The sequence below is a fragment of the Kineococcus lubricus genome (assembly GCF_050871965.1).
Classification (GTDB): Bacteria; Actinomycetota; Actinomycetes; order Actinomycetales; family Kineococcaceae; genus Kineococcus.
Map to the genome: position 1 here is coordinate 174,357 of NZ_JBJLSK010000007.1, position 11,634 is coordinate 185,990.

General features: G+C 76.8%; 11 protein-coding genes and 1 rRNA gene. 1 reads left to right on the forward strand and 11 read right to left on the reverse strand.

Annotation, left to right across the window (positions count from 1 at the left end; all coding sequences use genetic code 11):
* Positions 1-3: 3 nt before the first annotated feature.
* The 10 genes from ACRYRX_RS07510 to ACRYRX_RS07555 all read right to left on the reverse strand — a co-directional run bounded on the left by ACRYRX_RS07510 (position 4) and on the right by ACRYRX_RS07555 (position 10,106).
* Entirely contained in the window at positions 4-1,599 is a 1,596-nt protein-coding gene (locus tag ACRYRX_RS07510) for a lipid II flippase MurJ (RefSeq protein WP_432511212.1), read from the reverse strand.
* A gap of 17 nt (positions 1,600-1,616) precedes the next feature.
* A complete protein-coding gene (locus ACRYRX_RS07515; protein WP_432511214.1) occupies positions 1,617-2,456 on the reverse strand; it encodes a hypothetical protein in 840 nt (279 codons plus the stop codon).
* Entirely contained in the window at positions 2,453-3,469 is a 1,017-nt protein-coding gene (locus ACRYRX_RS07520) for a copper transporter (protein WP_432511215.1), read from the reverse strand. Before ACRYRX_RS07520 ends, ACRYRX_RS07515 begins: the two co-directional genes overlap by 4 nt.
* 52 nt (positions 3,470-3,521) lie before the next feature.
* Complete coding sequence (steA, locus tag ACRYRX_RS07525; RefSeq protein ID WP_432511216.1) at positions 3,522-4,742, reverse strand: putative cytokinetic ring protein SteA; 1,221 nt, start codon at positions 4,740-4,742, stop codon at positions 3,522-3,524.
* 14 nt (positions 4,743-4,756) lie between these two features.
* Positions 4,757-6,574, reverse strand: a complete 1,818-nt coding sequence (recN, locus tag ACRYRX_RS07530) for a DNA repair protein RecN (RefSeq protein WP_432511231.1) — start codon at positions 6,572-6,574, stop codon at positions 4,757-4,759.
* A gap of 14 nt (positions 6,575-6,588) precedes the next feature.
* Positions 6,589-7,521, reverse strand: a complete 933-nt coding sequence (locus ACRYRX_RS07535) for an NAD kinase (RefSeq protein ID WP_432511217.1) — start codon at positions 7,519-7,521, stop codon at positions 6,589-6,591.
* Entirely contained in the window at positions 7,518-8,330 is an 813-nt protein-coding gene (locus ACRYRX_RS07540; protein WP_432511218.1) for a TlyA family RNA methyltransferase, read from the reverse strand. The genes ACRYRX_RS07535 and ACRYRX_RS07540 overlap by 4 nt, the downstream gene beginning before the upstream one ends.
* 1 nt (position 8,331) lies before the next feature.
* Positions 8,332-8,550, reverse strand: a complete 219-nt coding sequence (locus tag ACRYRX_RS07545) for a hypothetical protein (protein ID WP_432511219.1) — start codon at positions 8,548-8,550, stop codon at positions 8,332-8,334.
* A 78-nt stretch (positions 8,551-8,628) separates the two neighbouring features.
* Positions 8,629-9,699 (reverse strand): HAD-IIA family hydrolase, encoded by a 1,071-nt coding sequence (locus ACRYRX_RS07550; RefSeq protein ID WP_432511220.1) that lies wholly within the window; start codon positions 9,697-9,699, stop codon positions 8,629-8,631.
* The gene (locus ACRYRX_RS07555) at positions 9,696-10,106 is read right to left on the reverse strand and encodes a tetratricopeptide repeat protein (RefSeq protein ID WP_432511221.1); all 411 of its coding nucleotides are present in this window, start codon (positions 10,104-10,106) and stop codon (positions 9,696-9,698) included. Before ACRYRX_RS07555 ends, ACRYRX_RS07550 begins: the two co-directional genes overlap by 4 nt.
* An 84-nt stretch (positions 10,107-10,190) precedes the next feature.
* On the opposite strand from ACRYRX_RS07555, the gene ACRYRX_RS07560 reads away from it, so the two are divergent.
* Positions 10,191-11,399: a DUF1015 family protein gene (locus ACRYRX_RS07560; protein WP_432511222.1), complete on the forward strand. Its 1,209-nt coding sequence runs from the start codon at positions 10,191-10,193 to the stop codon at positions 11,397-11,399.
* Positions 11,400-11,517: 118 nt separating this feature from the next.
* On the opposite strand, the gene rrf is transcribed toward ACRYRX_RS07560, so the two are convergent.
* Positions 11,518-11,634, reverse strand: a 5S ribosomal RNA gene (gene rrf / locus ACRYRX_RS07565).

Here is an 11,634-nt window from a genome sequence, read left to right on the forward strand (position 1 = left end):
GGTTCACCGGCGGACGACCCGCCGGAGGTTGCCCGCGAGCGCCGTCAGCTCGCGGGGGACGCTCAGCCGGGCGACGCCGGCCCAGACGACGGTGGCGACCGCGGCCGCCAGCACGCCCTGCCCGACGGCCGCGACGGGGTGCTCCAGGTGCCAGCGGGCGGTGAGCGCGACCCCGGCGGCGCCGCCGGCGACCGCGCACAGCAGCCCGGCGCCCAGGGCGCGGCCCAGCCCCTTCAGGGCCCCCGGCACCGCGCGGTGCACCGACCGCAGCAACAGGGCCCCGGCGGTGCTCAGGCCGAGGGTGTGCGCGAGCGCGAGGGCCGCCACGACGCGGTCGCCGGGCAGCAGCGGCGGCAGGACGAGCAGGCCGGCGAGGACCACCGCCCAGCCGGCGACCGCCCCGGCGGCGGCGCTGCGACCGGCCCCGAGGGTGTACAGCGCCCGCGTCAGCAGCGCGACGAGGCCGTAGCCGAGCAGGGCGGGGGCGAACAGGACCAGCGCGAAGGACAGGTCCCCCGTGCGGCCGGACCCGACGGCGCCGCCGACGAACACGACGGCCACCGGGGCGGCCACCGCGGCCAGCGCGGCCGCCCCGAGGGAGCTGACGAGCAGCACGACCCGCACCGAGGGCGCCAGCAGGCCGGCGAGCTCGGCGCGGCCGGCGTCGGCGGCGCGGGCCAGCCGGGGGAAGACGGCGGTCGCGACGGGGACGGCGAGGACGGCGTACGGCAGCAGGAACAGCGTCCAGGCGTAGTTCCACCGGTTGAGCGCGCCCTCGCCGGCGTCGTTGGACACGACCGCGACCGCGACCGTGACGACCTGCTGGGCCAGCAGGACGGCCAGGCCGGACAGCGCCAGCGTCCGCAGCCGGCCGCCGTCGCCGGGGGCCGGGCGCAGCGCGGGGCGCCAGCGGACCGGTCCGCGCAGGGCCGACACCTGGGTCAGCGCCATCGCCAGGACCCCCAGGGTGGTGCCCCCGGCCAGCACGGCCACGCCCGCGGCGGGGACGTCGGCGAGCCCGGCGCGCACGACGGCCGCCGGCACGAGCGCGCCGACGACGAGGTAGCTGACGCCGACGACGAGGCTGGAGACGAGGGGGGCGGCGGCGGCGGCGGTGAACCGCTGCTGTGCCTGCAGCACCCCGGCGAAGACCACGGCCACCGCGTAGAGCGGGACCTGGGGCAGGAAGACCCACAGCATCACCGTCCCGGTGGTCAGCAGCGAGTCCCCGCAGCGGGCCGAGGCGCCGTCCTGCAGCATCAGCGCCATGACGGGCCGGGCCAGGGCGGCCGTGAGCGCGGCGACGACCAGCAGCACCAGCACGCTCCAGGTGAGCGCGGCCGAGGCGGTGCGCGAGGCGGCGGCCCGGTCCGCGGGGTCGGCCGAGGCCAGGCGGGAGGACAGCAGCGGCACGAGGACCCCGGCCAGCGCTCCCCCGGCGACGACCTCGAACAGCACGTTCGGGACGAGGTTGGCGGTCGTGTAGGCGGTGCCCAGGCACGTCTCGCCGACGGTCTGGCTGAAGGCGAGGACCCGCCCGAACCCGGCGATCCGGGCGAAGACCGTGAGGATCGCCACGGACGCCGCGGCGGCCGCCACGGACCGGGTCCGTGCCGTCACGGGCGCCCGAGCCGGTCGAGCTCGCGCAGCAGCGGCTGCGCCTCGATGACCCGGCTGAAGCTCACCTTCTCCGAGGCCAGGGTGAGCCCGACGACGACGGCCAGGGCCGCGGCCCGGCCGGGGCGGCGCCAGCGCGCCAGGGCGGCGACGCCGAGGACGGCTCCCAGCGCGTTGGCCCCGGTGTCGCCGAGCATGCTGCCCCCGGCGAGGTCGTCGGCCAGGACGGCCGTGCAGGCGCCCACGACGGCCCCGGCCAGGGGGCGGGCCGGTCCGGCTCCCCGTCCCGGGCACAGCGACAGGCCGGTGACGGCGGCGACCTTCGCGGCCCGCCCCGGTCGCAGGTCGAAGAGGTTGAGCAGGTTCGCCGATCCCGCGACGAGCGCGCCGCCCAGCACGGTGTCGGCGACGGCGGCGGGCGTGCGGGGGCGTTCGACGACGGCGGCGGCCGCCAGGCCGGTGGCCCCGATGCCGAGGACCTTCCAGGCGCCGGTCGTCAGCCGGCCCCGGCGCAGCGCGGCGAGGTGCCCCTTCAGCCCGCGGGCCCCGCCGGCCCGGTCACCGGCGCGTTCGGTGAGGTCGTCGAGGGCGCCGAAGCCGGCGGCGCCGACCGCGGCCAGCGCTCCCGCGGCCCGCCAGGGCGAGGTCGCGGCCACGGTCCCGGCGGTGACGGCGAGCGCGGCCGTGGGCCCTTCCAGGAGCGTCACGACCCGTCCGGCGTGGTTCACGCGGTCCCACCGCTGCGTCCCGCCGGGCGGTCGCCGCCGCAGCAGCTCCCCGGCCCGCCGGCCCGCCCCGCGCGCCGCGGCGACGGCGAGCGCGGTGCGCAGCGCGCTCACGGCGCGGCCGCCGGCAGCGGCGGGCTGACGGCCGTCGCCGAGTCGGACGTGCCGTACTGCCCCGCTCCGCCGGACAGCTGCTGGCGCAGGGCCAGCACGACGTTGACCTGCCCGATCGGGGAGTCGAGGTCGTCGACACCGCTGACGGCGGCGGCCAGGTCGCCGTCGGCGCGCAGGACCGCGACGGGGCCGCCGTCGGCGGCGGACTCGGCGGGGCCGGCGAGCACCGCGCCGGCGCTGGCGGCGTCGAGCTCGCGGGCCAGCGCGCTCAGGGCGGCGGCGGTCGAGTCCTGCGCGGCGCTGGTGGCGTCGGTGTCGGCCGCCCCGCCCACGAGGAGGGCCAGGGTGCCGCGGGCCGCGGCGGAGTCCGCCCCGCCGCTGACCTCGACGAGCCCGGCGTCCACCAGGGTGGCCAGCGCCGTCTGCGCGCCGGGGTCCGGCGCCCCGGCCTGCGCGAGCTCGGGGGTGACCAGCGACCGGGCGAGCTCGGTGGCCAGCAGGGCGTCCGCCTGCGCGGTGCCGGTGCTGTCGTCGGTGCTGTCGTCGGTGGCGCCGCCGTCGGTGGTGGGGGTCGCCGCGGGCTGGGCGCCCAGGCCCGACGCCGTGGACCGGCGGTCGGCCACCGCGGTCGAGGAGGTGTCGAACCACTTGTCCTGCACCGTGACCCGCGAGGACACCGAGGCTCCGGCGGCTTCCAGGACGTCGACGGTGGCGTCGACCTGGCTGGAGTCGGCGCCGGGCAGCTCGACGATGGCGACGCTGCGGCCGCCGAGCTGGCGGGCCACCAGGGCCGGGGCGACGGCCTGCGCCCAGGCGTCCTGCTGGTCGGCGGTGCGCAGCGCGTCGTCGCGCTCGGTGCGCAGGGCGTTCTTCTCCTCGGTCAGCTGCCTGACCTGGTCGGTGATGCCGGTGGAGATGCCCTCGTTGAGCGGGCCCGCGCCGAGCACGATGCCGACCGCGAGGGCGAGGAACACCGACACCAGCGAGACGACGTGGTACCGGAAGTCGATCACTGCGTGTCCTGTCGGTCGGAGCTGGTGCGGGTGCGGGTGGGGCCGGGCCCGGTCACGGGCCCTGTCCGGGCCACAGCCCCGCGACCCAGGCCCAGGCGTCCTCCAGCCGCGCGCCGGTGACCGCGAGGATCGCCTGCCCGGTGGGGGTCACGAGCAGCGCCGCGACGAGGGCGAGGACCCCGGCCAGGACGAGGACGAGGACCTGCGCGTCGGAGACCCGGGAGCGGTACAGCCGGGAGACGCCCTTGGCGTCGACGAGCTTGCCCCCGACCCGCAGCCGGGTGAGGAACGTGCTGGCCATGCCGGCGCGGCCCTTGTCGAGGAACTCCACCAGGGTGACGTGCGTCCCGACGGCGGCGATGAGGGTGGCGCCCTTGTCGTCGGCCAGCAGCATCGCGACGTCCTCGCTGGTGCCGGTCGCGGGGAAGACCACGGCGTCGATGCCCAGCGAGCGCACCCGCTCCAGGCCGGGCGCGCGCCCGTCCCGGTAGGCGTGCACGACGACCTCCGCGCCGCTGCGCAACGCGTTGTCTGACACCGAGTCCATGTCACCGACGATGAGCTGCGGCTTGTACCCGGCCTCCAGGATCGCGTCCGCCCCGCCGTCGACCCCGATGAGGACCGGCTTGTACTCACGGATGTAGGGCCGCAGCGTGACCAGGTCCTCCTTGTAGTGGTAGCCGCGGACCACGATGAGGACGTGCCGGCCGTCGAGGTCGGTGCGGATGTCGGGGACCCCGACCCCGTCGAGCAGGAGCTCGCGCTCGCGGCGCAGGTACTCCATGGTGTTGGCCGCGAAGGCCTCCAGCTGCAGGGACAGCCCGGCGCGGGCGGTCTCCATGTCGGCGGCGACGACGTCGGCGCTGAGGCGGCGGCCGCGGGCCGCGACGCGCTGGTCGACGAGCAGGGTGTCCTCGGTGAGGGTGCCGGTCGCCCCCTCGGACAGCTCGGCCATGACCTCGGGGCCGACGTCGTCGAGGACGGGGATGCCCGCCTCGACGAGGATGCCGGGGCCGAGGTTGGGGTACCGGCCGGAGGTGCTGCGCGAGGCGTTCACGACGGCGGCCGGGGCGCAGGCGACGAGCGCCTCGGCCGAGACCCGGTCCAGGTCGAGGTGGTCGATGACGGCGATGTCGCCGGGGCGCAGCCGCTTGGTCAGGCGCTTGGTCCGGCGGTCCACGCGGACGGTGCCGCGGGCCCCGTCGGCGTCGGCGGCCGAACCGACCGCCGCTCCCGACGCGGTGACGCCGTGCCCCCGCCGACGTCTCGCCACCGGTCCGTTCCCCCTCACCCCTGTGCCCGTCGTCCCCCGCCCGTGCCCGGGGACGCCCCCGATCGTCCCACGCGCGGGCCGCCCGACCGCGCGGCCCTGGTGCTGCGCGCGCGGGCAGGACGCCCGGCCGGCTCGTCCTGCACCGCTTCGGCACGGCTTGAGCGCAGGAGCTCCTCGGCGTGGGCGCGTTCGGTCCCCGACCCGCGCCCGGAGAGCATGCGGGCCAGCTCGTCGACCCGGCCGTCGTCGTCGAGCCGGACGACCCCGGACTCGGTGACGCTGCCGTCGTCGGTCTTGACCACGGTCAGGTGCGCGTCGGCGAACGCGGCGACCTGGGCGAGGTGCGTCACCACGACGACCTGGGTGCTGCGGGCCAGCCGCGCCAGGCGCCGGCCGATCTCCACCGCGGCCCGCCCACCGACCCCGGCGTCGACCTCGTCGAAGACCATGGTGGGCACCGGGTCGGCGCCCGCGAGGACGACCTCGAGGGCGAGCATGACGCGGGACAGCTCACCGCCGGAGGCTCCGCGGGACAGGGGCCGCGGCGCGGCGCCCGAGTGCGCCGCCAGCAGCAGCTCGACGCCGTCGCACCCCCTCGGACCGAGGTCCTGCCCGGTGCTGACCGCCACCTGGAGGCGGGCGCTGGGCATCGCCAGCGCCACCAGCTCGGCCGCGACGCGCTCCTCGAGGTCGGCCGCCGCCGAGCGGCGCACCGCGCTCAACCGGGCCGCGAGCGTGCGCAGCTCCGCCTCCAGCTCGTCGCGCTCCTTCGCCAGCGCCTCCAGCCGGCCGTCGTCGTCGAGGTCGAGCAGCCGCCGCGACGCGCCCTCGGCCCAGGCGAGCACCCCGGCGACCCCCTCGGACGGGTCGTCGGCGTGCCGGCGGACGAGGGCGCTCAGCTGGGCCCGCCGCTCCTGGACGACCTCCAGGCGCACCGGGTCGGCGTCCAGGGACTGCGCGTAGGCGGCGACGTCGGTGGCGAGGTCGGCCAGGAGGTAGGAGAGCTCCTGGGCCCGGGCGGCGAGGGCCGCCAGCGCGGGGTCGTGGTCGCCGGCCTGCTCCAGCGCCCGGCGGGCGGCGTCGACCCGGCTGTCCGCGCCGCCCTCGGGGACCCCCTCGGCCCCTTCGCCGCTGAACGCCTCGTGCGCGGTCGCCGCGGCGGCGCGCAGGACCTCCACGTGGGCGAGCCGCTCGGCCTCCTCCCGCAGCGCGGCGTCCTCCCCCGGCTGGGGGTCCACCCGTTCGACCTCCTCCAGGCCCAGGCGCAGCAGCTCAGCCTCGCGGGCCCGTTCGACGGTGTGCGCCGCGACGTGGTCGTGCTCGGCGCCGACCGCGCGCCAGCGGGCGTGCACGCGCTGGTAGGTGGTGAGGTCGTCGACCAGGTCGGCTCCGGCGAAGGCGTCCAGGACGCGCAGCTGCTGGCTGCCCGAGCGCAGCCGGAGCTGGTCGGTCTGGCCGTGCACGGCGATGAGGTGCTCGGAGATCTCGGCGAGGACCCCGACGGGGGCGCTGCGGCCGCCCACGTGCGCCCGGCTGCGGCCGTTGGCCGACAGCGTGCGGGCGATGAGCAGCTCGCCGTGGTCGACCTCGCCACCAGCCTCGCGGGCGCGGGCGGCGACCGGGCCGTCGTCGGCGACCTGCAGCCGGCCCTCCACGACGGCGGCGTCGTCACCGGCGCGGACGGCCCCGGCGTCGGCGCGCTCCCCCATGAGCAGACCCAGGCCGGTGACGACCATCGTCTTGCCCGCACCGGTCTCCCCGGTGATGACGGTCAGCCCCGGGCCCAGGGGCAGCCGGGCGTCGCGGATGACGCCGAGCGAGCGGATGCGCATCTCCTCGATCACGGTCAGCCTCCGTCCGTCGATCGCGGTCCGCGCCAGCCGACCACCGGGAGCCCGAACTTGGCGACGAGACGATCCGTGAAGACGCCGGTGCTCAGGCGGGCCAGCCGCACGGTCAGGGCCGAGCGGCGCACCTCCACGCGCGCGCCGGCGGGGGCGGCGAAGGTGCGGCGGCCGTCGCACCACAGGACGCCTCCCCCGCCCGTCCCGGACAGGACTTCGACCCCCACGACCGAGGTCGGGGCGATCACCAGGGGCCGGGCGAACAGGGCGTGGGCGCTGATGGGCACCACGAGCAGCGCCTCGACCTCGGGCCAGACCACGGGGCCACCGGCGGAGAACGCGTAGGCCGTCGACCCGGTCGGCGTGGCCGCGATGACGCCGTCACCGCCGAAGGTGCTCAACGGCCGGCCGTCGACGTCGACGACGAGCTCGAGCAGCCGCTCGCGGTTGGCCTTCTCGACCGACACCTCGTTGACCGCCCAGGACGAAGCGACGACGCGGCCCTCGACGCTCACCCGCACGTCGAGCGTCATGCGTTCCTCGACGCGGTAGTCCCCGGCCACGACGCGGGCCACGGTGCCGACGATCTCCTCCCGCTCGGCCTCGGCGAGGAACCCGACGTGCCCGAGGTTCACCCCGAGCAGCGGGGTGTCGGTGCCGCGGACGAGCTCGGCCGCGCGCAGGATCGTCCCGTCCCCGCCGAGGACGATGACCATCTCGGCGCCGTCGAGGGCGCCTTCGAGCTCGCACTCCTCGACGAGCCCGCGGTCGGCCACGCTGAGGGCGGCCGCCTCCTCGCGGGTCATGACGGTGCGGATGCCCGCCTCGTGGAAGCGGTGCACCACCTTCGTCAGGGCGTTGAGCGCCTCCGGGCGCCCGGTGTGGGCGAGCACCAGCACGCTGCGGGCGGAGGGTCCGCGCCCGGCGCCGCTCACGCGAGCCCCGCCTGCGGGCCCTCGGCGATGGCCCGGGCGAGGTCGTCCTCCGCCAGCGCCGGGGCGCCGGCGGCCAGGTGCAGGAAGTACTCGACGTTCCCGCTGGGCCCGGGCAGCGGGCTGGCCGCGACGCCCCGGACCCCCAGGCCCAGGGCGGCGGCCGCGGCCGCGACGCCCCGCACGGCCTCGGCCCGCAGCTCGGAGCTGCGGACGACCCCGCCGGCGCCGAGCGCTTCGCGGCCGACCTCGAACTGGGGTTTGACCATCAGGACGTGCTCGGCGTCGGGTGCGACGCAGCGGACCAGGGCCGGCAGCACGAGGCCGAGGGAGATGAAGGAGAGGTCGGCGACCACGAGGGAGGGGGCGGGGGCGACCACCTCGGGCTCCAGGGTCCGGACGTTGGTGCGCTCCAGCACGGTCACCCGCTCGTCGGTGCGCAGCGACCAGGCGATCTGCCCGTACCCGACGTCGACCGCCACGACGTGGCCGGCGCCGCGGCGCAGCAGGACGTCGGTGAAGCCTCCCGTGCTGGCCCCGGCGTCCAGGCACCGGCGACCGGTGACGTCGACGCCGAAGGCGTCCAGCGCGCCGACGAGCTTGTGCGCGCCCCGCGAGACGTACTCGTCGTGCTCACCGGAGTCCTCCACGACGATGGCGGCGGCCAGGTCGACCTGGGTCGCGGGTTTGGAGGCCGTGGAACCGGCGACCCGCACCCGCCCGGACGTCACCAGCTGCCCGGCGTGCTCGCGCGAACGCGCCAGTCCCCGGCGCACGAGTTCGGCGTCCAGCCGCAGTCGGCGTGCAGCCACGTCAGCCCTCCGCGCCGGCCAGTCGCTCACGCAGCGCGCGGTCGACGGCGGCGTAGGCCTCGACGTGCTCGTGGACGCCCAGGGCGTCGAGCCCGTCGAGACGGGCGAGGGCGGCCTCGAGCACCCGGTCGTGCTCACCGGCCTGCTCGGGCGCGGGCACGGGCACCGACGGACGCGGCGGCGCGGGCGCGGGGGTCGACGGGCCCTCGGGATCGGTCACGGGCGTCACGCTACAAGCCGTCCCGGACATCGCCCGGCAGACCGTCCACAACCGCGCGTCGACCGGCGGCTCGGCCGCTCAGGCGGACGTCCGCAGCGCCTTCTCCACGACGGTGACCGCCGCGGTCACGACCTCGTCCCCCCACGCGGCGCCGGTGTCGTGCACGGCCCAGACCGCGGCGGCGGCCGCGCGCAGGACGTCCAGCCCGTCCGGCCCCGCCTCCTCGGCACGCACGTCGATCCCGGCCGGACCGGCGCTGACCCGGGCCCGCCGGCACGACGCCGTGACGGTCCCGCCGACGGACTCGACCGCGACCTCGGGGTGGACGTCCTCGAGCGAGCGGAGGTCCTGCCCCACGTACGTGGGGCGTTCGTGCGGCTGCGCCGCGAGCAGCTCGCGGACCCCGGTGACCCCGGTGAGCACCAGGAGACCGCGCAGCCCGGCCGTCCGGGCGCCCTGCAGGTCGGTGTCCAGGCGGTCGCCCACGACGACCGCGCGCTCGGCCCCGAGCCGTTGCACCGCCGCGTCGAACAGCGCCCGCTCGGGTTTGCCGCACACGACGTCGGGGGCCCGGCCCGCGGCGCGCGCCACCAGGTCGACCAGCAGGCCGTTGCCCGGCGCCGGCCCACCCGGGGTCGGCACCGTCGCGTCGAGGTTCGTCGCGATCCAGGGCAGACCCGAGCGGACGGCGTGGGTCGCCTCGGCCAGCTGCCGCCAGCCCAGGTCCGGAGAGAACCCCTGGACGACAGCGACGGCCTCGTGCCGGTCCTCGGTAGGACGCAACCCCACCTGCTCCAGCGCCACCCGCAGACCCGTGGTGCCGACCAGGAGGACCGGCGACCCCGCGGCGAACCGCAGGGCGAGGTGGTCGGCGGCGGTCTGCGCCGAGTTCACGACGTCCTCGTCGGCGGCCGGGACGGCGAGGTCGCGCAGGTGCGCGGCGACGGTCTCGGGCGGGCGCGAGGCGTTGTTGGTGATGAACCCGAGGCGGTGACCGGCCTCGACGGCGCGCCGCAGCGCCGCCGGCGCGTGCGGGACGGCGTCGGCGCCGACGTAGACGACGCCGTCGAGGTCGAGCAGGAGGACGTCGTGCTCGTCGAGCAGCGTTCCCGTGGACGGGAGCAGGGTGGCGGTGGTCGGCGTGCTCACGGGGTCTCCGGGCTCTGCCGCGCCCGGATGGTGGCGCGGACCTGTCGCAGGCGGTCGGCGTACTCGGGCCTGTCCGGGCGCATCGCGTGCGCCATGGCCAGGTGCTCGGCGGCGAGGCCAAACTGACCGAGACGGCTGAGGCTCAGCCCCAGCCCGAAGTGAGCGTAGTCGTCGGCGGGCCGTGCGGACGTGAGGGCCCGGAAGGCCTCCGCCGCTCCCGCCACGTCGCCGGCGTCGTACCGGGCCCGGGCGAGGGCTTCGAGGACGCCGGTCGAGCCCGGTTCCTCGGCGTGGGCTCGGGCGAGCAGGGTCGCGGCGGCGGCGGCCTCGCCCGCCTCGAGCAGCGCCAGTCCCCGCTGCAGCCACTCGTACGGTCCCCCGGCCGGCTTGCCGACGGCTCCTGACACGGACGGTCCTCCTCCGGTGCGATCGGGGGTCGAGCAGCACCCGATGACGCGGACGCCGCGGACCCCGACCGTAGGATGCGACGGGTGGAGGCTGCACGCACGGGGGCGCGCGCCCAGCCGGACTCGCGCGACGGCACCGCACTCGCCGCCCCGCCGCACGGACCGTTGCTGGCGCCCTTCCCCGGCTTGCGGTACGACCCGGCCGTCGCCGGTCCCCTCGCCTCGCTGGTGGCGCCCCCGCACACCGAGCTCGGCCGGTCCCACCGGGCGGCGTTCCTGGCGTCGTCGCCGTACGTGGTCACGCACCTGGAACGCCCCGAGTACGGCTCGGGCGTCGGGCCGGAGGTGCACCGCTGGCTGGACACCGGGGTGCTGGTCCAGGACCCGTCGTCGTTCTACGTCGTGCGGCAGCGACGGGAGGGGCGTACGCAGCACTTCCTGCTCGCCTCCCTCGCCGTGAGCCCGGGCGACCCGCGCGTGCACCCCCACGAAGACGTGTTCGACCAGGTCGTCGCCGCCCGCGTGCAACGTCTGGAGGCCACCGGCGTCGACTCCGAACCCGTGCTCCTCGTGGACGACGCCCCCTGGCCGATCGCCTGGACCCGTCCGGAGGAGCTGGGCCGCCTGGTGGGGGTCGCCCTGCACGACGACGAGGTCCCGTGGCTGGAGATCTGGCAGCTGCGCGACCCGACGACGGTCCAGGCCCTGGCGACGGCCTCGGCCGAGCACCGGTTCCTCATCGCCGACGGCCACCACCGGTTCGCCGCGGTGCAGCGCATCGCCCGACGAACGGGACGTCCGGCGGCCCTCCTCGTGGCCGTGGCGGATCAAAGCCTCGAGCCGGTCGACTTGCTGGCCCTGCACCGCGTGCTGCCTGCGACGGCTGCTCGAGAGCTCGTCGAGCACGCCCCTCGGTGCCGCACGGTGACGGCGACCACGCGCGAGGCGGCCCGTCGCATCGCCGCTGGGCTGGGCGGTGAGCAGGCGCTGGTCCTCCTGCCGGATCGCGCCATCGTGGTGGAGGCGGCTCCCGTCGAGGCCGGTCGTGCCATCGGGAGCGGCGCCTGGGTCGACGCGGTCGTCCGTGCGAGTGGCGTCCCCTCGGAAGCGGTGCGCTATCAACATGACCTCGACGAGATCTGGACGTCGGTGGACCCAGCCGCAGCGGTCCTTCTCCCGCAGTCGTCGTTCCCCGCCCTGCTGCGAGCGGTCGAGGGCGGGCACGTGATGGGACGCAAGACCACGTCCTTCAGACCGAAACCTCTCGCCGGCACTGTGCTGCGGCTGCGCTGAGCCACGTGAACCTGTGACTCGCGACCTTAGAAAGCAGAAGAGGGAAGACCCGCCCCACACGCTCAACGCGTTCGGGGCGAATCTTCCCTCAACTGGTCTCACTACTCAAAGAGTGAGTGGCCGGCGGTGACCTACTCTCCCACCCAGTCTCCCGGGCAGTACCATCGGCGCTGGTGGGCTTAGCTTCCGGGTTCGGAATGAGACCGGGCGTTTCCCCACCGCTATGACCACCGGA

Excerpts from the sequence above, each read along its gene's own strand:
- recN (WP_432511231.1), bottom strand. The coding sequence starts at position 6,574 with ATGCGCATCCGCTCGCTCGGCGTCATCCGCGACGCCCGGCTGCCCCTG.